General features: G+C 59.5%; 22 protein-coding genes. 15 read left to right on the top strand and 7 right to left on the bottom strand.

From position 1 onward, the window contains the following. Positions 1-111: 111 nt before the first annotated feature. The gene (dksA, locus tag AC193Q_RS15735; RefSeq protein ID WP_007959616.1) at positions 112-555 is read right to left on the bottom strand and encodes an RNA polymerase-binding protein DksA; all 444 of its coding nucleotides are present in this window, start codon (positions 553-555) and stop codon (positions 112-114) included. 334 nt (positions 556-889) lie between these two features. Here dksA and AC193Q_RS15730 point away from each other — a divergent pair, with 334 nt between their 5' ends. Next, positions 890-2,062 (top strand): pyridoxal phosphate-dependent aminotransferase, encoded by a 1,173-nt coding sequence (locus AC193Q_RS15730; RefSeq protein WP_476286138.1) that lies wholly within the window; start codon positions 890-892, stop codon positions 2,060-2,062. Continuing rightward, positions 2,062-2,775 (top strand): DNA/RNA nuclease SfsA, encoded by a 714-nt coding sequence (gene sfsA, locus AC193Q_RS15725; RefSeq protein WP_131671603.1) that lies wholly within the window; start codon positions 2,062-2,064, stop codon positions 2,773-2,775. Before AC193Q_RS15730 ends, sfsA begins: the two co-directional genes overlap by 1 nt. On the opposite strand, the gene AC193Q_RS15720 is transcribed toward sfsA, so the two are convergent. Then, the gene (locus AC193Q_RS15720; RefSeq protein ID WP_121187211.1) at positions 2,772-3,089 is read right to left on the bottom strand and encodes a Rieske (2Fe-2S) protein; all 318 of its coding nucleotides are present in this window, start codon (positions 3,087-3,089) and stop codon (positions 2,772-2,774) included. The two genes, sfsA and AC193Q_RS15720, sit on opposite strands and share 4 nt — an antisense overlap. A 162-nt stretch (positions 3,090-3,251) precedes the next feature. Here AC193Q_RS15720 and AC193Q_RS15715 point away from each other — a divergent pair, with 162 nt between their 5' ends. From AC193Q_RS15715 to AC193Q_RS15700, 4 genes are read left to right on the top strand one after another with little or no spacing between them, the layout of a single operon-like run. Then, entirely contained in the window at positions 3,252-4,124 is an 873-nt protein-coding gene (locus tag AC193Q_RS15715; RefSeq protein WP_476286135.1) for an ABC transporter substrate-binding protein, read from the top strand. A 50-nt stretch (positions 4,125-4,174) separates the two neighbouring features. Continuing rightward, positions 4,175-5,158, top strand: coding sequence for an iron chelate uptake ABC transporter family permease subunit (locus tag AC193Q_RS15710; protein WP_476286347.1), 984 nt, complete (start codon positions 4,175-4,177; stop codon positions 5,156-5,158). Next, positions 5,158-5,925: a heme ABC transporter ATP-binding protein gene (locus AC193Q_RS15705; protein WP_121187203.1), complete on the top strand. Its 768-nt coding sequence runs from the start codon at positions 5,158-5,160 to the stop codon at positions 5,923-5,925. Before AC193Q_RS15710 ends, AC193Q_RS15705 begins: the two co-directional genes overlap by 1 nt. 20 nt (positions 5,926-5,945) lie before the next feature. Further along, positions 5,946-6,797: a ChaN family lipoprotein gene (locus tag AC193Q_RS15700; protein WP_121187201.1), complete on the top strand. Its 852-nt coding sequence runs from the start codon at positions 5,946-5,948 to the stop codon at positions 6,795-6,797. Positions 6,798-7,023: 226 nt separating this feature from the next. Here AC193Q_RS15700 and AC193Q_RS15695 read toward each other — a convergent pair whose 3' ends face one another. From AC193Q_RS15695 to AC193Q_RS15680, 4 genes are all read right to left on the bottom strand, one after another. Further along, a complete protein-coding gene (locus tag AC193Q_RS15695; RefSeq protein WP_121187199.1) occupies positions 7,024-7,824 on the bottom strand; it encodes a cyclic nucleotide-binding domain-containing protein in 801 nt (266 codons plus the stop codon). Between the two features lie 16 nt (positions 7,825-7,840). Then, on the bottom strand, positions 7,841-8,113 hold the full coding sequence (locus AC193Q_RS15690; RefSeq protein WP_003228231.1) for a TfoX/Sxy family protein: 273 nt from the start codon (positions 8,111-8,113) through the stop codon (positions 7,841-7,843). A 280-nt stretch (positions 8,114-8,393) separates the two neighbouring features. Further along, positions 8,394-8,738 (bottom strand): pentapeptide repeat-containing protein, encoded by a 345-nt coding sequence (locus AC193Q_RS15685; RefSeq protein ID WP_007963914.1) that lies wholly within the window; start codon positions 8,736-8,738, stop codon positions 8,394-8,396. A gap of 91 nt (positions 8,739-8,829) precedes the next feature. Then, positions 8,830-10,386, bottom strand: coding sequence for a bifunctional aminoglycoside phosphotransferase/ATP-binding protein (locus AC193Q_RS15680; RefSeq protein WP_047296577.1), 1,557 nt, complete (start codon positions 10,384-10,386; stop codon positions 8,830-8,832). A gap of 116 nt (positions 10,387-10,502) precedes the next feature. On the opposite strand from AC193Q_RS15680, the gene mrcB reads away from it, so the two are divergent. The 3 genes from mrcB to AC193Q_RS15665 are packed head-to-tail and all read left to right on the top strand — an operon-like array spanning position 10,503 to position 13,934. Beyond that, positions 10,503-12,827, top strand: coding sequence for a penicillin-binding protein 1B (gene mrcB, locus AC193Q_RS15675; RefSeq protein ID WP_121187195.1), 2,325 nt, complete (start codon positions 10,503-10,505; stop codon positions 12,825-12,827). Positions 12,828-12,843: 16 nt separating this feature from the next. Further along, positions 12,844-13,599, top strand: coding sequence for a tetratricopeptide repeat protein (locus AC193Q_RS15670; RefSeq protein ID WP_047296575.1), 756 nt, complete (start codon positions 12,844-12,846; stop codon positions 13,597-13,599). Continuing rightward, positions 13,599-13,934: a YqcC family protein gene (locus tag AC193Q_RS15665; RefSeq protein WP_047296574.1), complete on the top strand. Its 336-nt coding sequence runs from the start codon at positions 13,599-13,601 to the stop codon at positions 13,932-13,934. Before AC193Q_RS15670 ends, AC193Q_RS15665 begins: the two co-directional genes overlap by 1 nt. A gap of 100 nt (positions 13,935-14,034) precedes the next feature. Here the strand turns inward: AC193Q_RS15665 and AC193Q_RS15660 are convergent, their stop codons facing one another. After that, a complete protein-coding gene (locus AC193Q_RS15660) occupies positions 14,035-14,451 on the bottom strand; it encodes a DUF4124 domain-containing protein (protein ID WP_121187193.1) in 417 nt (138 codons plus the stop codon). A gap of 398 nt (positions 14,452-14,849) precedes the next feature. Between AC193Q_RS15660 and AC193Q_RS15655 the strand changes: the two genes are divergently transcribed. From AC193Q_RS15655 to msrQ, 6 genes are all read left to right on the top strand, one after another. Next, a complete protein-coding gene (locus AC193Q_RS15655; RefSeq protein ID WP_041065497.1) occupies positions 14,850-16,574 on the top strand; it encodes an acetolactate synthase 3 large subunit in 1,725 nt (574 codons plus the stop codon). Positions 16,575-16,576: 2 nt separating this feature from the next. Then, positions 16,577-17,068 carry an acetolactate synthase small subunit gene (ilvN, locus tag AC193Q_RS15650; RefSeq protein ID WP_003205610.1) on the top strand — a complete coding sequence of 164 codons (492 nt, stop codon included), beginning with the start codon at positions 16,577-16,579 and terminating at the stop codon, positions 17,066-17,068. Positions 17,069-17,116: 48 nt separating this feature from the next. After that, on the top strand, positions 17,117-18,133 hold the full coding sequence (gene ilvC / locus AC193Q_RS15645) for a ketol-acid reductoisomerase (RefSeq protein WP_007924618.1): 1,017 nt from the start codon (positions 17,117-17,119) through the stop codon (positions 18,131-18,133). A gap of 147 nt (positions 18,134-18,280) precedes the next feature. Next, positions 18,281-19,138 carry a CDP-diacylglycerol--serine O-phosphatidyltransferase gene (pssA, locus tag AC193Q_RS15640; RefSeq protein WP_003228213.1) on the top strand — a complete coding sequence of 286 codons (858 nt, stop codon included), beginning with the start codon at positions 18,281-18,283 and terminating at the stop codon, positions 19,136-19,138. A gap of 63 nt (positions 19,139-19,201) precedes the next feature. Further along, on the top strand, positions 19,202-20,215 hold the full coding sequence (gene msrP, locus AC193Q_RS15635; RefSeq protein WP_121187191.1) for a protein-methionine-sulfoxide reductase catalytic subunit MsrP: 1,014 nt from the start codon (positions 19,202-19,204) through the stop codon (positions 20,213-20,215). Beyond that, the gene (gene msrQ, locus AC193Q_RS15630; RefSeq protein WP_047296567.1) at positions 20,215-20,826 is read left to right on the top strand and encodes a protein-methionine-sulfoxide reductase heme-binding subunit MsrQ; all 612 of its coding nucleotides are present in this window, start codon (positions 20,215-20,217) and stop codon (positions 20,824-20,826) included. The genes msrP and msrQ overlap by 1 nt, the downstream gene beginning before the upstream one ends. The last annotated feature ends 256 nt before the right edge of the window (positions 20,827-21,082 follow it).

Below are 21,082 nucleotides of genomic sequence, written 5' to 3'. Positions count from 1 at the left end.
CAGGCGATACGCAGGTCAACGGGTGGGAGCGAGCAGGCTCGCTCCCACAAGGGCAAAAGGCAGAAACAAAAACGGAGCGTTCGCACGCTCCGTTTTTCGTTCAGGTCGAGATTACTTGCCGACCTGCTTTTCCTTGATTTCCGCCAGGTTCTTGCAGTCGACGCACATGTCGGCAGTCGGACGGGCTTCAAGACGCTTGACGCCGATCTCGATCCCGCAAGAGTCGCACCAGCCGTACTCTTCGTCTTCGATCAGTTGCAGGGTCTTGTCGATCTTCTTGATCAGTTTGCGCTCGCGGTCGCGGGCGCGCAGCTCGAGGGCGAACTCTTCTTCCTGACTGGCACGGTCGGCCGGATCAGGAAAGTTGGCCGCTTCGTCTTTCATGTGATCAACAGTGCGGTCGACTTCCTGCATCAAGTCCAGTTTCCACTTGGTCAGGATCTTGGTGAAGTGCGCGCGCATTGGAGCGCCCATGTACTCTTCGCCCGCTTTCGGGACGTAGGGTTCGAAACCGCTGAGTGTCTGACTTGCCTGTTGCTTTGCTTGGGTGGGCATGAAATGGACCGCCTCTACTCTTGTAATCCATTGCGCAGGATTGCTCCATCACCGACACCTGCCGGCCCTGCGGCTGCAAGCGGGCGAACTTACCAGATCAATTCGGCCTGCGCTACTCCCGGATGTCGAGGCCCCGGCGGGCGGCGCTTGCAGAAGTTTGGCAAGTCATGTCTGACAGTGATGGAGGCCTGATCAATCTCTGATTTTAGTCAATCCTGGAGCGTACGCGCATATCGTTACAGTCCAGCGTTCTTGAGGCTGTGACCGCGACGGGTTCTCGCTCGTTCCGGCAGACAGGTAGAATCGTCTCTTTTTCCCCGTCGAAGGAAAACCCATGGCTCAGCCCTACAGTGCGCGCAGTCGTGCGATCGAACCGTTCCATGTGATGGCGCTGCTGGCGCGGGCCAATGAACTGCAGGCCGAAGGTCACGATGTGATCCACCTGGAAATCGGCGAGCCGGACTTCACCACAGCCGAACCGATCATCCGCGCCGGGCAAGCGGCGCTGACGGCGGGCAAGACTCGCTACACCGCGGCGCGGGGCATTCCTCAATTGCGCGAAGCGATCTCCGGGTTTTATCAAACGCGCTACGGCTTGAACATTGATCCGCGAAGGATCCTGATCACCCCCGGTGGTTCCGGCGCCCTGTTGCTGGCCAGCGCCTTGCTGGTCGATCCGGGCAAACACTGGCTGCTGGCGGATCCGGGCTACCCGTGCAACCGGCACTTCCTGCGTCTGGTTGAAGGCGCGGCACAACTGGTTCCGGTCGGGCCGGAGGTGCGCTATCAACTGACCCCGGATCTGGTGGCGCGGCATTGGGATCACGACAGCGTTGGTGCGTTGGTGGCTTCGCCAGCCAACCCGACCGGCACCCTCCTGACTCGCGACGAACTGGCCGGATTATCCACAGCAATCAAGGCGCGGCACGGCCATCTGGTGGTGGACGAGATTTATCATGGCCTGACTTACGGCACCGATGCCGCCAGCGTGCTGGAAGTCGATGACAGCGCCTTTGTCCTCAACAGCTTCTCCAAATATTTCGGCATGACCGGTTGGCGTCTCGGCTGGCTGGTGGCACCGGATGCGGCCGTCAGTGAGCTGGAGAAACTCGCGCAGAATCTCTATATCAGCGCGCCGAGCATGGCGCAGCACGCCGCACTGGCCTGTTTCGAGCCGGACACCATCAGCATTCTCGAAGAGCGCCGCGCCGAATTTGGCCGCCGTCGCGACTTCCTCCTGCCGGCGTTGCGCGAGTTGGGTTTCAATATCGCCGTCGAACCTGAAGGCGCGTTCTACTTGTATGCCGATATCAGCCAGTTCGGCGGTGATGCCTTCGCGTTCTGCCGGCATTTCCTCGAAACCGAGCACGTTGCCTTTACCCCGGGGCTGGATTTCGGTCGTTATCAAGCGGGCCATCATGTGCGTTTTGCTTACACGCAAAACCTCGCACGCTTACAGGAAGCGGTGGAACGCATCGCTCGTGGCTTGAAGAGCTGGCAAGGCTGATGCGTTTTTATCCGGCTCTGGAAGAGGCGCGGCTGATTCGCCGCTATAAACGTTTTCTGGCTGATGTTGAAACGGTCAATGGCGAGCTGTTGACCCTTCACTGCCCGAACACCGGTTCGATGCTCAACTGCCAGGTTGAGGGCGGACAGGTGTGGTTCAGTCGCTCCAACGACCCGAAACGCAAGCTGCCCGGCACCTGGGAAATTGGCGAAACCCCGCAGGGCCGGCTGTTTTGCGTGAACACCGGCCGTGCCAACGCACTGGTGGAAGAGGCGCTGCAGGCGGGAGTCATCAACGAGTTGAGCGGCTTTACGGCGCTTAAACGTGAAGTGGCGTACGGCCAGGAAAAGAGCCGCATCGATTTCCGCCTCGAGTACCCGAGCGGCCCGGCCTACGTGGAAGTGAAAAGTGTCACGCTGGGATTCGACGGAACGAATGTCGCGGCGTTTCCCGATGCGGTGACCCAGCGCGGCGCCAAGCATCTGCGTGAACTGGCGCATCTGGCCCGTGACGGCATTCGGGCGGTGCAGCTGTATTGCGTTAATCTCAGCGGGATTGACGCAGTGCGTCCGGCCGAGGAAATCGATGCGGCGTACGCCGATGCCCTGCGCGAGGCGGTGGCATGCGGAGTTGAAGTGCTGGCCTACGGCGTGCGCTTGAACCACGAAGAAATGGTGATCGACCGGCGGCTGGACGTGTTGCTCAACGGTTAAACATCGATCCACACCCCTTGGGCGTCCTCGCGGCAGGGGATGGCGATCAGGGATTGCCCGGCGCAGGGGCCGGCGACGCATTCGCCATCCTCGATCAGGAACAGTGCGCCGTGGATGGCGCACTGGATCAGGCTGTTGCTCGGGTCGAGAAACTGGTCGGGGTGCCATTCCAGGCCGACGCCACGATGCGGGCAACGGTTGAGATAAACATAGGCCTGACCATTGCGGCGCACGGCAAACAGTTTGTTGCCGTGGATGTCGAACCCACGGCTGCCGGCCTCGGCGAGATCGGCGCCCGCGCACAAAAACTTCATGACTATCCTCAACTGTCGGCTCGTTTCAGGAAATGTCCGAGCTTGACGTTTAAATGCAAACAATTATCAAATGGCCGCCTTTGCCCACTGTGCGCGGCTGCCGCCAAGGATACTTGGCCTGCCGGATCGCTGCCCGGGAAAACTGTTCAAGGAAAGCTGCGTATGCGCCTGATTATCCGCGTTGCTGTGCTGTGTGTCGGACTGCTCGCCAGCCTTCAGGTGACAGCTGCCGACTTGCCACAGCGTTGGGTCAGTGCCGGTGGCGCGCTTTCGGAGTGGGTCAGTGCGTTGGGCGGGGAGTCGAAACTGGTCGGCGTCGACACCACCAGCCAGCATCCCGAGTCGCTGAAGAAACTGCCAAGTATCGGCTATCAACGCAACCTGTCGGCAGAGGGCATTCTCAGCCTGCGCCCGGACATCCTTATCGGCAGCGAAGAAATGGGCCCGCCACCGGTGATCGCTCAGGTAAGGAGCGCCAAGGTGCAGGTCGAACTGTTCTCGGCGCAGCCGGATCTGCCGACGCTGGAAAAAAACCTCACGCATCTCGGGCAGTTGCTCGGCGCGCAAGCCCAGGCGACGCAGTTGCTGGAAAGTTATCAACAGCAGCTCGCCACGCAGAAGGCGCGAGTCACCGAGTGGCAGATCCGGCACAAGGCGCCCGGTGTGCTGGTGCTGATCGGACATGCCGGCGGCAAACCGTTGATTGCCGGCAAGGACACTGTCGCCGACTGGCTGCTGCAACGGGCCGGCGGACATAACCTGGCAACGCATACCGGTTACAAGCCGTTCTCTGTTGAGTCGCTGGCCGGGCTTGATCCTGAGGTGCTGGTGTTTGCGGATCGCGCGTTGAGCGGTGAGGCGGCAAAAGCGGCGCTGTTCAAGGAAAACCCCATCCTCAATTCAAGCCGTGCGGCCAAGACCGGACGGGTACTGGAGCTGGATCCGACGCTGCTGGTCGGCGGGCTCGGGCCGCGTTTACCGGCGGCGTTGAAGGGTTTGTCTGACGGCCTCTACCCGACTGCGAGCGGCCAATGACCGTACTGGTCAAACCACGCAGCCTGTTTATCGGGCTGACGCTCCTGTGTTTGCTGGCCATCTGGCTGTCGTTGGCGCTGGGGCCGGTGAGCCTGCCGCTGTTCGATACGTTGCGCGCGGCTCTGCGCATGCTCGGTGTGCCGCTGGCGCCGGACGGTCTGGAGCAGGCTGAGCTGATTCTCGGGCAGATCCGTCTGCCGCGGACCTTGCTCGGCCTGGCCGTCGGCGGCGTACTGGCGCTGTCCGGTGTGGCGATGCAAGGTTTGTTTCGCAATCCGCTGGCCGATCCCGGGTTGGTCGGAGTCTCCAGCGGTGCGGCGCTTGGTGCGGCTGTAGCCATTGTCGGCGGTGCGTTTTTTGGCGGTTTGCCAGAGTGGTTCGGGCCGTATTTGTTGTCGGCGTGCGCGTTTCTCGGCGGGTTGGGGGTAACGGCGCTGGTCTATCGGCTCGGACGGCGCAACGGCCAGACTCACGTCGCGACCATGCTGCTGGCGGGGATCGCGCTGACGGCGCTGGCCAGCTCGGCAGTCGGTTTGTTCACCTATCTGGCGGATGACGCGACCCTGCGCACGCTGACTTTCTGGAATCTGGGCAGCCTCAATGGTGCCAGTTACGCGCGTTTGTGGCCGTTACTGATTATCAGCGCCGGTGTTGCGCTGTGGTTGCCGCGTCGTGCCAAGGCGCTGAATGCGTTGTTGCTGGGTGAGTCCGAGGCAGGGCATCTGGGGATCGATGTCGAACGGCTCAAGCGTGAACTGGTGTTCTGCACCGCGTTGGGTGTTGGCGCAGCGGTAGCGGCGGCGGGGATGATCGGTTTCGTCGGGCTGGTGGTGCCGCATCTGGTGCGTTTATTGGCCGGGCCCGATCACCGGGTGCTGTTGCCGGCGTCGGTGCTGGCGGGTGCGAGCCTGCTGTTGCTGGCGGATCTGGTGGCGCGGCTGGCACTGGCGCCGGCGGAGTTGCCGATCGGTATTGTCACCGCGTTTATCGGCGCGCCATTCTTCCTTTATCTGCTGCTGCGAGGACGTGCCTGATGCTGTGTGCGCACAATCTGCACATCCGTCGCGGGCGCAAGACCGTCCTCAGCGACGTCACCCTGCAACTGGAGCCCGGTGAGGTGCTGGGTGTGCTCGGACCGAACGGTGCCGGCAAAAGCACCTTGCTCGGTGCCTTGTGCGGTGAGCTGACGGCGAGTGAAGGCGGGGTGTTGCTCGACGACAAGGCGCTGAATCACTGGACAGGTACGCAACGCGCCCAGCGTCTGGCGGTGTTGCCGCAGGTCTCGACGCTGGATTTTGCCTTTCGTGTGGAAGAAGTGGTCGGCATGGGCCGCTTGCCGTATCAAAGTGGTCGGGTGCGCGACGACGAAATCATTGCGGCAGCGCTGGACGCTGCGGATGCCGGGCACCTGAGCGGGCGCAGTTATCTGGCGCTGTCGGGTGGCGAGCGCCAACGCGTGCATCTGGCGCGGGTTTTGGCGCAGTTATGGCCGGGTCAGGCCGGGCAAACCCTGTTGCTGGACGAGCCGACCTCGATGCTCGATCCCTTGCATCAACACACCACGCTGCAGGCAATACGCGAGTTTGCTGATCGCGGTGCGGCGGTGCTCGTCATCCTGCATGATCTGAATCTGGCGGCGCGCTATTGTGATCGGGTGTTGCTGCTTGACGGCGGGCGCCCGGTGGCGCTGGATACGCCGCAGCAAGTTTTGCGACCGGACTCGCTCAAAGCGGTGTTCGGTCTCGAAGTATTGGTGCAGCCGCACCCGGAGCGTGGGCATCCGCTGATCATCGCCCGCTGATTTCTCATCGAGGTGATGGCATGCGCGGGATCTGGTTGTTGGCGGTGTTGTGGCTTGCGGGGTGTCAGCATGTTGCTGCGCCACCACCGGTCAGCGGTGAGATACGCGATCTGCACAGCGGTCAGGTGCTGACCGCGCAGGAACTGCTGACACGTCTGGCCGGTGCGCAACACGTGATCATTGGCGAGCAGCATGACAATGCCGATCATCACGCTGCGCAGTTGTGGCTGTTGCGGTCGCTGGGTGAGCAACGCCCTCAGGGCAGTCTGCTGCTGGAGATGCTTACGCCTGATCAACAGCCGAACGTTGATCAGGTTCGCCATGCAGCAGCGCGGCCCACCGATCTTGCCGCCGCTCTGGACTGGCAGGATGGCTGGGACTGGAAGCTTTATGGACCGATCGTTCGCTTCGTCCTCACACAATCCTATCCGTTGCTGGCAGCCAATCTGGACGACAGCGAGATCCGCGCGTTCTATCGTCAGCCGCCGGCCTTGACCGGCGTTCGCAGCAATGCGGCAACGGTAAAAGCCACGCTGCTTGAGCAGATAAGCGACTCGCACTGTGGCTTGCTGCTCAAATCGCAGATGCCGGCGATGCTCAGCGTTCAGCAACAACGTGATCGACGCATGGCCGAACGTTTGCTGGCGGCACCAACCCCCGCCATGCTGTTGGCGGGAGCCTGGCATGCGCGCAAGGATGCTGGCGTGCCGCTGCATGTGCTTGATCTTGGCGCAGCCCAAGCGCCCACGGTGCTGATGCTGGCCGAACAGGGCGCCGAGGTCAGCGCGGCGATGGCCGATTACGTCTGGTACACCCCGGTCGCGCCTGCGCAGGATTACTGCGCACAGATGCGCAAACAGTTCGGTCAATGAGTTTTCCACAGGCAAAAAAAGACCCGGTAAAAACCGGGTCAAATAACCGTGATTAGCCTGATGAGGAGATAATCTGAGAGTCCGAACCAAGGGCTTTTCAGAATATCGACTGATCTCGCGATCAGTTGTGATAATCATAGCGATTCTCATTAACGAGTCAACCACTGTTTTTCCATTCGCGTGATTTAGTCGTGCAAATGGCCGGAATGCCCCGGAAACAGGGGACTCAATGCGCAGCTTTCACCGCACTCAGTTGGGTGATTTGCTGGTTGAGCTGGCCAATGCGCCGGGCCATGCTCTCGATCAGGCTGTGGGCAATCTTCGGATTGTTGCGGGTCATGCTCAGAAACTGATCGCCGGGAATCAACATCACTGTACTTGGCTCGCGGGCAATGACCGTGGCGTTTCGCGGCTCGCCTGTGAACACGGCCATGGCGCCGAAAATCTCGTCTTTGGGCACGTCGCCAACCTTGTGCCCGTCAACAAACGCTTCGGCATGTCCATCGATGATCACAAAGACGTGATCGGCGGCATCGCCCTGCTGGATCAACACGTCACCGCTCTCGACCTGTTTAAAGCCATTGGTGCTGCGAAACTCCCGTGGCTTCAGTTCGGCCACCGCGTGTGCCAGCAGCGCCATCTGCCCCAGCAGATATTCCAGCCATTGCTCAGCCCGTTCCGGCTCGGCGTACAAATGTCGGAACAGATCGGTTCGTCGATAGGGCAGCAAGCGCAATAGTCCATCGCTGCGCAGTCGGCAATCGGTCCAGGCGTCACCTTGCTGCAGGCCGATCAGATCGCCTTCCTGCCAGTAAAACAGCGCACGGCCACCGATGTAGCCGTGGATCACGCCTTCTGTCAGCAGAAACAGCTGATCGCGTGGGAGCTGCGCCATAAGGCCGTCAGAGATTTCCGGCTCAAACGCTGGCCCGCACGGCGCAAGCCCTTCTAGCCAGCGTGCCGGCAAGCTCTGCAAACGATTGATCAGCGCATCGATCGATGCCGATTGTTCCCCGAGCAGATACATGGTCGTCAGCGCCTGGTCAGTTCTTGTGACGCGAGGAGATGGCTTCGAGCTGCTTGTTCAAGGCGTCTTTGCGTTCGGCCGGGATATCGTTCCAGTGCACATCCATCAGTGCCCCTTCGATCGCGTACAACAACACCTTTGATGCGCGAAACCCGCGGGTACGCACGGCCCGATAGGCGTCCACCGCCCCCAGGCGACGCAAGTCCGAGGCGCTGTGGATGCCCACGGCATGCAGCCATTGCGCCGACGTCTTGCCAAGATTCTTCAGGTGTTGCAGTTCATCATTCATCAAGCCTCCTTGCGACGGCCGAATGGTGCGTGGGCGATCTTCTCAGGAGTGTAGCCATCAGTAGGAAAAGCGTGGTTGTTTGGTCGGATTAGACGCAAACGCTTCTAAGAAGGCAGCTGTGAACGCAGAAAGGAGGGAAGAAATGCGGAAATAAATGTGGGAGCGGGTTTGCTCGCGGAGGCGTCCTGTCGGCCGCAGGATGTATCGACTGACACCACGCCTTCGCGAGCAAGCCCGCTCCCACGCGGGAAAGGCGTCGGGTCAGAGAAAGATAAAAATATCAGCGGGTGCGATAGCGCAGGCGGGTACCAAAATTCATCGACATCAGGATCTCGTCGGCGCTCAGTTCCGGTGGGAAGTACGCACCGGAAATCTGCGCATGGGCCAGGCTTGCGCCTTCGAGTGATGAATTACGGAAATCGATGCCGCGCAAATCGGCGGAGCGGAAGTAGGCGTCGCGGAAATCCACGCCGTCGGCGTTCAGTTCACGCAGATCGAGACCACGGAAGTCACCACCGACCATGTCGATCGGGCCGTCGTTCGGGCGTTCCTTGTTGAAGCCTGCGATGTCGTCTTTGTGCAGCAAAGCATAAAGCGGGGTGTCGAGAAGTTTCGGCTGGCTCATGTCACATCACCTGTTGGTTTTATGACGCCAGTATAGTGCCACTATTTGACAGCCGTGAAGCCACCGAGGGCTTCACGGCCGAAATAGTTTCTTACAGGCCTGGCAGGCGCTGACGAATCTGCGCCACTACGGTGTCGAGGGTCCCGCTTTCATTGGTCTGTACGCGCTTGCTGCGCAGAATTTCTTCTGGCGTCAGTGCTTCGCGGCTGGCCTGTTGGGCCTCGATGACCGCCAGCGTGGCGTCGGAAGGGTCCTTCTTGTCGGCCTGACGAATCGCCAGCCAGCTTTCGATCACGGCTTGCGGAGCGTTGCAGTCGAGAATCAGGAATGGCGTGCCGGTCGCCTCGGCGACTTTCGCCGCGCTGTCACGTTGCTCGCGCTTGAGGTAGGTCGCATCGATCACCACCGGGAAACCGGCGTGCAGGATCACTCCGGCAATCTCATGCAGACGGGCATAGGTGGCTACGCTGGCGTCGGCGCTGTAAATCCCTGCCTGCACGTCGTTGGCTACGGTCTGCTCGCCGAACAGACGCTTGCGCTCGACGTCTGAACGCAGGCGAATCGCGCCCAGCGCTTCGACCAGACGCATGGCCACGTGGCTCTTGCCGACAGCCGATACGCCGTGGGTGATCGCCATGAAGCGCGAAGGGATGGTGCTGTAGCTTTCCGCCAGATTGGCGTAGTTGCGGTACTGGCGCAGGGTCGTGGCGCGCTGCACCGGAGTGGCGTCTGCCGGCATGCTGAACAGCGCGACTTTGGCGCGGACCAGCGCGCGATAGGCTTTGTAGAAGTTCAGCACTTCCAGGCCTTGATAGTCGCCGGTCAATTCCAGGTATTGGCTGATGAAGCGGCGGGCCAGGGATTTCAGACCACGGTCTTCCAGGTCCATCGCCAGGAAACCGGTGTCGGCCCAGACGTCGGTGAAGCGGAACGGCTCGTTGAACTCGATGCAGTCGAAGATCACCACTTTGCCATTGATCACAGTGGCGTTGCCCAAGTGAATGTCGCCGTGGCATTCGCGAGTGAAACCCTCGGCCTTGCGCTTGCTGAACAGTGCCTTGAGACGGTCGAAGCTGCTCTCGGCCCAGGCTTGCAGGGCCTCGAGTTGCAGCAGATCGTTTTTGTCGCTGAGGAATGGCAGGATCTGTTCGAAGTTCTGGCGCACCGGGGCCATTACGCTTTCTGGTGTACCGGCCTCGTGTTCGGCCGGGACTTTTGGCGCACTGAGGTGGAATCTGGCGATCTGCTCGGCCATTTCGTCGATGTGCTGAGTGGTCAGTTCACCGTTGGCTTGCAGGGTGCTGAGCAGGCCGGTCTGCGGGAATTGGCGCATCTTCAACACATACTCGATCACCGGGCCGTCGCCGCCCAGTTGCGGCGCTTCGACGCTGCCGGTCACCGGCAACACGTCCAGATACAAATCTTCGGTCAGGCGCTGATTCAAACGCAATTCTTCAGCGCAGAAGTGCTCGCGCGCTTCGAGGCTGGTGAAGTCGAGAAAGCCGAAATTCACCGGCTTCTTCACTTTATAAGCAAACGACCCGGTGAGGATCACCCACGAGATATGGGTTTCGATGACCTGGAACCCGTCGACGGGGTGCGGGTAGAGGGCCGGGTTTTGCAGGGCAGCGATCAGTGACTGGCTCACGGGCGATCCTTCAGAGACTGGGAAATTCGAGGTCGCCATTATGGCCGCTCGCCAGCCTGACGCAAACCTCGGAGCGCTCCTGTTGAGGATGAATAAAGTGCGTATAATCCGCCGCCATGACTCGAACTCGATCCCCCCGTACCAAGAAAAAACCACCTGCCAAGGGCCTGCGGCCGTGGCTGGGGTGGGCCATTAAACTCAGTCTGGTCGGCCTTGTGGTGCTGGCCGGCTTCGCCGTTTACCTCGATGCCGTGGTGCAGGAGAAATTCTCCGGCAAGCGCTGGACCATTCCGGCGAAGGTGTACGCGCGTCCGCTCGAGCTGTTCGTCGGACAAAAGCTGAGCAAGGACGATTTCCTCACCGAACTCGACGCCTTGGGCTATCGCCGTGAAACCGTGAGCAATGGCCCCGGCGCTGCTGCCGTCAGTGGCAATACCGTCGATCTGAATACCCGCGGCTTCCAGTTCTATGAAGGCCTGGAGAAACCGCAGCCGGTGCGCGTGCGTTTCTCTGGCGACTATGTGGCCGAACTCTCCGGGCTCAACGGCGGGAAGTTGTCCGTGGTGCGGCTCGAGCCGCTGATGATCGGCGGCATTTACCCGAAAAATCTTGAAGACCGCATCCTGATCAAGCTCGATCAGGTGCCGCCGTATTTGCTCGATACGTTGGTCGCCGTTGAAGACCGCGACTACTATAGCCACTGGGGCGTGTCGCCGAAATCGATTGCCCGGGCCATCTGGGTCAACACCTCTGGCGGCAAGATGACCCAGGGCGGCAGCACGCTGACTCAGCAGTTGGTGAAGAACTTCTACCTCACCAACGAGCGCAGTCTGAGCCGCAAGCTCACCGAAGCGATGATGGCGATGCTGCTGGAGCTGCACTACGACAAGAAGGAAATTCTTGAGGCCTACCTCAACGAAGTCTTCGTCGGGCAGGACGGTCAGCGTGCCGTGCATGGTTTCGGTCTGGCCAGCCAGTTCTTCTTCGGCCAGCCTTTGTCCGAGCTGAAGCTGCATCAGGTCGCGCTGCTGGTCGGCATGGTCAAGGGCCCGTCCTACTACAACCCGCGTCGCAACCCCGAGCGTGCGCTGGAGCGCCGTAACCTGGTGCTTGATGTGCTTGAGCAGCAAGGCGTGGCGACTGCCGAACAGGTCGAAGCGGCGAAGAAAATGCCCTTGGGTGTAACCACGCGCGGCAAGCTCGCCGACAGCTCGTTCCCGGGCTTCATCGATCTGGTCAAACGCCAGTTGCGTGAAGACTACCGCGACGAAGACTTGACCGAAGAAGGCTTGCGGATCTTCACCAGTTTCGACCCGATTCTGCAGATGAAAGCCGAAGCGTCGGTTAACGACACCTTTAAACGTCTGGCTGGACGCAAAGGCTCCGATGATGTGGAAGCGGCGATGGTCGTGACCAACCCGGAGACCGGCGAAGTGCAGGCGATGATTGGTAGCCGTCAGGCCAGTTACGCCGGTTTCAACCGGGCGCTGGACGCCGTGCGGCCAATCGGTTCTCTGGTAAAACCGGCGGTCTATCTGACTGCGCTGGAGAAACCGAGCCACTACACGCTGACCAGTTGGCTGTCGGATGATCCGCTGTCGATCAAGGGTGCGGACGGCCAGGTGTGGAAGCCACAGAACTACGACCGTCGCTCTCACGGCACAGTCTTCCTTTACCAAGGGCTGGCGCATTCCTACAACCTGTCGACCTCACGTCTGGGCCTGGAAGTCGGTGTGCCGAATGTGCTCAAGACCATTGCGCGTCTGGGTGTGACCCGGGAATTCCCGGCGTTCCCGTCGATGTTGCTCGGGGCTGGCGGCATGACCCCGATCGAAGTGGCGACCATGTATCAGACCCTCGCCAACGGTGGTTTCAATACGCCGATGCGTGGGATTCGCAGTGTGCTGACTGCTGAGGGCGAACCGCTCAAGCGTTATCCGTTCCAGATCGAGCAGCGTTTCGATCCGGCGTCCATCTACTTGATCCAGAACGCTATGCAGCGGGTGATGCGTGAAGGTACCGGCAGCTCGGTTTACAACGTGTTGCCCAAGACCCTGACGCTGGCCGGCAAGACCGGTACCAGTAACGACTCGCGCGACAGTTGGTTCGCCGGTTTCAGTCAGGATCTGTTGGCGGTGGTCTGGCTCGGTCGTGACGACAACGGCAAGACCCCGTTCACCGGGGCGACCGGTGCGCTGCAGGTCTGGACCAGTTTCATGCGCAAGGCCGATCCGCTGCCGCTGGACATGCCGCAGCCGGACAACATCGTTCAGGCCTGGGTCGATTCGCGTACCGGACAAGGCTCGGATGCCAACTGTCCGGGAGCCGTGCAGATGCCGTATATTCGCGGCAGCGAACCGCCACCCGGTGCCGCGTGTGCAAGCGAAACGCCTGCTTCGCCGGAGTCGGTGATGGATTGGGTCAAGGGCTGGATGAATTAAGCAAAGAGGGTTTCAAGTGAACAAGTGGTTGATTCCAGCGGTGACCGCCGTGGCTTTGCTCAGCGGCTGCTCTACCGTACAGCGTGGTTCGATCCCGGTGGTGGACTCCGGCACAGCCGTGTCCAACAGCGAACGGCTGTCGGCCAACGGCGGTTTCCGCAAGACGACAGTCAAACGTCCAGTGCAGGGTCAGGCGCAATCCCAGGCCATTCCGCAAGGCGATACCGGCGTGGTGGTGATGGTGCCGGGTGGCGGTGCTGCGACATCGGCGCCGATCAGCTCCTCGCCGATCGTTCCAGGTCCGGCGTCCGGTGGGATTACGGCGGGTCCGTACAATCCTTCGCCGGTCGAGTCGGCACCGATCAACACTGGCAGCTACAGCATGCCTTCGACGCCGAGCGGCATTCCTTCGGCCAGCAGTGGCGGAGGTCTGTCCGCCGACGAGCAACTGGATGGTCCGGTGCTCGCCTTGCTGACCACTGCGCAACAGCAGCAGGCCGGCGGCGACCTCAACGGTGCATCCTCCAGTCTGGAGCGCGCTCAGCGAGTAGCTCCGCGTGAGCCGCAAGTGCTCTACCGTCTGGCGCAGGTGCGCATGGCCCAAGGTGATGCGCCGCAGGCGGAACAGTTCGCCCGTCGCGCGCTGACCATGGCCAACGGCCGTCCGGATCTGCAAGCCAACCTGTGGGAAATCATCGCGCAGTCCCGTGAGAAGCAGGGCGACTCCGCCGGCGCTGCACTGGCTCGTCAAAAGGCCAAGGTTTCGCTCTGATGGACACCCGTTTCCCGAAAATCGCCGATCAATTGCTGCTGATCGAGCGTGAACTGCGCACGCAGGGTTGGTGGGATGAGATCCAGCCATCAGCCGAAGCCTTGAGCAGTGTCGAACCGTTTTCGGTCGACACGCTGGATTTCGAGCAGTGGCTGCAATGGATCTTCCTGCCGCGAATGAAGATGATCCTTGAGCAGGACTTGCCGTTGCCCAATGCCTCGGGCATTCAGGAAATGGCTGAAATGGTCTTCGCCCAGCGCAATCTGCAGGGCAAGGATCGCCAGTTGCAGGTGCTGCTTAAAGAGTTCGATCTGCTGATCACCGCCTCCCGCTAGAGCCGATCCCCTGTAGGAGCTGCCGCAGGCTGCGATCTTTTGATCTTGCTTTTGAAAACAGCATCAAAAGATCGCAGCCTGCGGCAGCTCCTACAGATTTTTATTCGCAGTTCTGCGCAATCTGCTTCTGCGCTTCGACAATGCGCTCCTGACGCTGCGCATCATCCAGCCGCCGTACTTGTCCCTCCACTTCCTCCCGCAAACGCGGATTGTTCTGCAATTGCGCCAGGTTCGTTCGTGCCTGCTCGCAAAATTCCTTGAGCTGCGCCTGCTGCTCCGCCACCTGTTTCTTCACCTTGTCGTCGATGGCTTTCTGATCGCCCAGCGCACCACTGCCAGGCATGGCGGCAGGTTTCGGTGGGGGCGAGGAGGGCGTCTGCACAGTCGTCGCCGGCAGCCCTTGCGGCGGCTGCGCATCGAAGTGCGTGACGCCTTGAGCGTCGACCCATTTGTAGATCTGAGCGGCCGAGCACCAGGGGGTGAGGCCGATCAGCAGAGTTAACAGAAGCGTTCGCATGCTGATTCCTTGGCAAAATTGCGCAATTGACGCTAACAGAGTAGCTGTTTTCAGGTTTTTTCTTGCGTTCTCATGTGCTTACCCACAATTAAGCACATTGACGGCTTGACTTGGAGAGGGCGAAACAGAAGAATCCAAAGTCCGCTGTAGAGGGACTGCCAGAAGCAGACCCACTCGGCAGATCATGAGGCGCCTATCCGCGTCGACCTGTTACACCCGCAACGCGTTACCTCGCGCTGGGTGGGAAAGGCCCGCAACACTTGGGACGATCCCAATACTTGCTCAGTCAGTGCTGACGTAGTCGGCGACCACCGTCGCTCATGCTCTGCCGAGAAGTAAACCTATTAAGACCCGCCCCTTTTTGTGGACGGTATTCTGGCGTTTTAGAGGTGAACAACGTGGAGCTTTTATCTGGCGGTGAGATGCTCGTCCGCTTCTTGCGTGACGAAGGCGTCAAATATATCTACGGGTACCCGGGTGGTGCTCTCCTGCATGTTTACGATGCCCTGTTCAAAGAACCGGAAGTGACCCACATTCTGGTTCGTCACGAACAAGCGGCGACCCATATGGCTGACGGCTACGCCCGTGCCACCGGTAAAGCCGGCGTGGTATTGGTGACTTCCGGTCCAGGCGCCACAAACGCCATCACCGGTATTGCCACCGCCTATATGGATTCGATTCCAATGGTGATCATTTCCGGTCAGGTGCCAAGCACCATGGTCGGTACCGACGCGTTCCAGGAAACCGACATGATCGGTATCTCCCGGCCAATCGTGAAGCACAGCTTCATGATCAAGCACGCCTCGGAAATCCCGGAAGTCATGAAGAAGGCGTTCTACCTGGCGCAATCCGGTCGTCCAGGCCCGGTCGTGGTCGATATCCCGAAAGACATGACCAACCCGGCCGAGAAGTTCGAATACGTTTTTCCGAAAAAAGCCAAGCTGCGCTCCTACAGCCCGGCCGTTCGCGGTCACTCCGGGCAAATCCGCAAGGCGGCAGAAATGCTCCTGGCGGCCAAGCGTCCCGTGCTCTATTCCGGTGGCGGCGTGATTCTGGGCAACGGTTCCGCACCGCTGACCGAACTGGCGAAAATGCTCAACCTGCCAGTGACCAACACCTTGATGGGCCTGGGCGGTTTCCCGGGTACTGATCGTCAGTTCATCGGCATGCTCGGCATGCACGGCAGCTACACCGCCAACCTGGCGATGCACCATGCCGACGTGATCCTGGCTGTTGGCGCACGTTTCGATGACCGTGTGATCAACGGCGCGGCGAAGTTCTGCCCGAACGCCAAGATCATCCACATCGATATCGACCCGGCTTCGATCTCCAAGACCATCAAGGCCGACGTGCCAATCGTTGGTCCGGTGGAAAGTGTCCTGACCGAAATGGTCGCGATCCTCAAGGAAATCGGCGAGACCCCGAACAAGGAGTCTGTGGCCAGTTGGTGGAAGCAAGTCGATGAGTGGCGCGGTGATCGCGGCCTGTTCCCTTATGAAAAGGGCGACGGCAGCCTGATCAAGCCGCAGACCGTGATCGAGACCCTGTGCGAAGTGACCAAAGGCGATGCCTTCATCACGTCCGACGTGGGCCAGCACCAGATGTTCGCGGCGCAGTACTACAAGTTCAACAAGCCGAACCGCTGGATCAACTCCGGTGGCCTGGGCACCATGGGCTTCGGTTTCCCGGCGGCCATGGGCATCAAGTTGAGCTTCCCGGATGACGACGTTGCCTGTGTCACCGGCGAAGGCAGCATCCAGATGAACATCCAGGAACTGTCGACCTGCCTGCAATATGGCTTGCCGGTGAAAATCGTCATTCTGAACAACGGTGTTCTGGGGATGGTTCGTCAGTGGCAGGACATGAGCTATGGCAGCCGTCACTCGCACTCTTATATGGAGTCGCTGCCTGACTTCGTCAAACTGGCTGAAGCCTACGGTCACGTCGGCGTGCGCATCACCGATTCGAAGGATTTGAAGTCGAAGATGGAAGAAGCGTTCGCCATGAAAGATCGTCTGGTGGTGATCGATATTTCGGTCGATACCAGCGAGCACGTCTATCCGATGCAGATCAAAGACGGCTCCATGCGCGATATGTGGCTGAGCAAGACGGAGCGTACTTAATCATGCGGCACATTATTTCCCTGCTTCTGGAAAACGAACCCGGTGCTTTGTCTCGCGTAGTCGGCCTGTTCTCGCAGCGCAACTACAACATTGAAAGCCTGACGGTGGCGCCAACCGAGGACCCGACGCTGTCGCGTCTGACGCTGACCACTGTCGGCCACGATGAAATCATCGAGCAGATCACCAAAAACCTGAACAAGCTGATCGAAGTGGTCAAGCTGGTGGACCTGTCGGAAAGCGCTCACATCGAGCGTGAGCTGATGCTGGTCAAGGTCAAGGCCACTGGCGCCCAGCGCGCCGAGATCAAACGCACCACCGATATTTACCGTGGACAGATCGTCGACGTCAGTGCCAGCGTGTATACCGTTCAATTGACCGGTACCAGCGACAAGCTCGACAGCTTCATTCAGTCCATCGGCACCGCATCGATTCTGGAAACCGTCCGTAGCGGCGTGACCGGCATTGCCCGCGGCGACAAAGTACTCAGCATCTAAACCAAATTAGCGAATGGCCTGAACGGCCTGGATATATAGGGGAAATTCATGAAAGTTTTCTACGATAAAGACTGCGACCTGTCGATCATCCAGGGCAAGAAAGTTGCCATCATCGGTTACGGTTCCCAGGGCCACGCCCAGGCGTGCAACCTGAAAGATTCCGGTGTCGACGTTACCGTTGGTCTGCGTAAAGGTTCGTCCACTGTTGCCAAGGCCGAAGCTCATGGTCTGAAAGTGACCGACGTGGCTGCTGCCGTTGCCGGCGCCGACCTGGTCATGATCCTGACCCCGGACGAATTCCAGTCCCAGCTGTACAAGAACGAAATCGAGCCGAACATCAAGAAAGGCGCCACCCTGGCCTTCTCCCACGGCTTCGCGATCCACTACAACCAGGTTGTTCCGCGTGCCGACCTCGACGTGATCATGATCGCGCCGAAAGCTCCGGGCCACACCGTACGTTCCGAGTTCGTGAAGGGCGGCGGTATCCCTGACCTGATCGCGATCTACCAGGACGCCTCGGGCAACGCCAAAAACGTTGCGCTGTCCTACGCAGCTGGCGTGGGCGGCGGTCGTACCGGCATCATCGAAACCACCTTCAAGGACGAGACCGAAACCGACCTGTTCGGCGAACAAGCCGTACTGTGCGGCGGTACCGTTGAGCTGGTGAAGGCCGGTTTCGAAACTCTGGTTGAAGCTGGCTACGCGCCGGAAATGGCCTACTTCGAGTGCCTGCACGAGCTGAAGCTGATCGTTGACCTCATGTACGAAGGCGGTATCGCCAACATGAACTACTCGATCTCCAACAACGCTGAATACGGCGAGTACGTGACCGGTCCGGAAGTGATCAACGCCGAATCCCGTCAGGCCATGCGCAACGCCCTGAAACGTATTCAGGACGGCGAATACGCCAAAATGTTCATCAGCGAAGGTGCAACCGGCTACCCTTCGATGACCGCCAAGCGTCGTAACAACGCCGCTCACGGTATCGAAATCATCGGCGAGCAACTGCGCTCCATGATGCCGTGGATCGGTGCCAACAAGATCGTCGACAAAGCCAAAAACTAAGTCGTCGTCCCTTGTACGAAAAACGCGGCCTCGGCCGCGTTTTTTCGTTTGAAACCGATGGTTCTGGTATAAAGCTGCATCGTTTGTGGCCGAACCGTCGTCACAGACACCTGTCGAAACTTTCCAAACCGTTGCAAGGTAATGTCCATGAGCGAACGTCCCGAAGAGCCGAACCAGGCTTCTGACGCCGAAAGCCTGCTGCCCATCGATGAACATGTCGAGGAAGGGCACGACGCAGAAGGTCGTAAAGTCCGGCATCGTGGTATCTATCTGCTGCCGAACCTGTTCACCACTGCGAACCTGTTTGCAGGGTTTTATTCCATCATCAACTCGATGAGTGCCCAGGCTGCCTTGAGCGCCGGGGATTCTGCGAATGCGAGCAAGTATTTTGCCTTTGCCGCGATCGCGATTTTCGTGGCCATGGTGCTCGATGGTCTCGATGGCCGCGTGGCGCGCATGACCAATACACAAAGTGCATTCGGCGCCGAGTATGACTCGCTGTCCGACATGGTTGCCTTCGGTGTGGCACCGGCGCTGCTGGCGTTCGGCTGGGCGCTGGGCGACATGGGCAAGGTCGGCTGGATGGTGGCCTTCATCTATGTGGCCGGTGCAGCGCTGCGTCTTGCGCGTTTCAATACTCAGGTCGGTACGGCCGACAAGCGCTACTTCATCGGTCTGGCCAGCCCGGCGGCGGCAGGCGTGGTGGCGGGGATTGTCTGGGCGTTCAGCGATTACGGTATTCAGGGTTCGAAGATGTCGTTCCTGGTCGCTCTGATGGTGGCGGCTGCCGGCATGCTGATGGTCAGCAACATCAAGTACAACAGCTTCAAGGAGCTGGATCTGAAGGGCCGTGTGCCGTTCGTGGCGATCCTCGCCGTGGTCCTGGTGTTCGCTGTGGTGTTCAGCGACCCGCCGCGAATTTTGCTGCTGGTGTTCCTCGCCTACGCGGCTTCCGGCCCGGTGCAATACCTGTTGCATCTTCGTCGGCACAAAAACGCCGAGTGATGTAATTTCCCGCATACTCCGCAGTCTATGGGTGCATCTGTCCTCCAAAGCTGCGGAGTTGTCATGCTGATCAAAATCCCCAAAGCGTCCGACTGCCATGAGTCGGATGTCACGCCTGAGTCCATTTATCTCTCCCGTCGTCAATTGCTCGGAGCTACTGCGGCCGGTATCGCCGTGAGCAGCCTGCCGCGTTGGGCCAGTGCCGAGGACGCGGCGCGCTATGCTGATGTCGAGCCAGGCAAGGCGCCTGCCTGGTTTGCCGAGAAGCTCCGTTCTACCAAGTGGGGGGCAGTCAACGTCAAGGATGAGGCGATCACGCCTTATAAAGACGCGACCCATTACAACAACTTCTATGAGTTCGGCACCGACAAGGGCGATCCCGCAGCCAATGCCGGCTCGCTGAAAACCGAGCCGTGGAGCGTGGTCGTCGATGGGGAGGTGGGTAAGCCCGGGCGTTACGCGCTCGAAGACTTCATGAAACCGTACCAGTTGGAGGAGCGTATCTATCGCCTTCGCTGTGTTGAAGCGTGGTCGATGGTCATCCCCTGGATTGGTTTTCCGATTTCCGCACTGCTCAAGCAGGTCGAGCCGACCTCTAACGCCAAGTACATTCGCTTTGAAACCTTGCAGGATCCCAAGAGCATGCCTGGGCAGCGCTCGGGTTTCGCGCTGATCGATTGGCCGTATGTAGAGGGCTTGCGTCTGGATGAGGCGATGAATCCCTTGGCGATTCTGGCGGTTGGCATGTATGGCCGCGAATTGCCCAATCAGAATGGCGCGCCGCTGCGTCTGGTGGTGCCGTGGAAGTATGGCTTCAAGAGTGTGAAGTCCATTGTGCGGATCAGTCTCGTCAGCGAGCAGCCCAAGACTACCTGGCAGAGCATCGCGGCAGATGAATACGGTTTTTATGCCAACGTGAATCCGACGGTCGATCATCCGCGCTGGACTCAGGCAAGAGAGCGGCGTCTGCCGAACAGTTTGTTCAAGCCGAATGTACGTGATACCCAGATGTTCAACGGCTACTCGGATGAAGTCGCTTCTTTATATACAGGGCTCGATCTGCGGAAGAACTACTGATGCGATATCCGTTTTGGCGTGCAGGCGTTTTTATTGCGGCGGCGATCTGGCCACTGTTTTGGTTTTATCAGGCGTTTGCCGATTTGCTCGGTCCGGATCCCGGCAAGGTGCTGGTTGATCGACTGGGGCTGGGGACGCTGGTATTCCTGCTGATCACGTTGAGCATGACGCCGTTGCAGAAATTGACGGGGTGGGCGGGCTGGATTGCTGTTCGCCGTCAGGTGGGGCTCTGGTGTTTTGCCTATGTGGTTCTGCACCTGTTCAGCTATATGGCGTTCATCCTTGGTTTCGACTGGTCACAGTTGGGTGTGGAGTTACGCAAGCGGCCGTACATTATTGTGGGTACGCTGGGTTTTCTTGGATTGTTGGCACTGGCAGTAACCTCAAATCGTTACAGTCAGCGTCGTTTAGGTGTGCGCTGGAAGAAATTGCATCGGGTGGTGTACGTGATTCTGGGGCTGGGATTGCTGCACATGTTGTGGATCGTGCGTGCTGATCTCAAGGAGTGGGCGATCTATGCCTTTATAGGTGCAGTGCTTTTACTGCTGCGTGTGCCTACAGTTGCCCGTCGAATCCCGCGTTTATTGGCTAAAAAGCAGGTTTTGCAATAAAACTGAAATTAACGGTTGACGGCAGATTCTGGAGGTCTATAATTCGCCCCACTTCCGGCGCAGTCGAAACGGAAAACTCCTTGAGATTCAAAGAGTTACGCAGTTTTCGACGGCGGATCGCTTCAGTTCATCGAAGCCTGGAAGGAGTTGAAGGAGCGGTGATGTTTGGCTCTTTTGACGGTTCGGTCTTCTCGGTCGAAAGCGGTGAAAAAGAGGTGTTGACAGCAGCGTGTAACGCTGTAGAATTCGCATCCCG

The organism is Pseudomonas sp. F2, from assembly GCF_057174385.1.
This window is presented reverse-complemented; position numbering and strand designations above follow the sequence as displayed.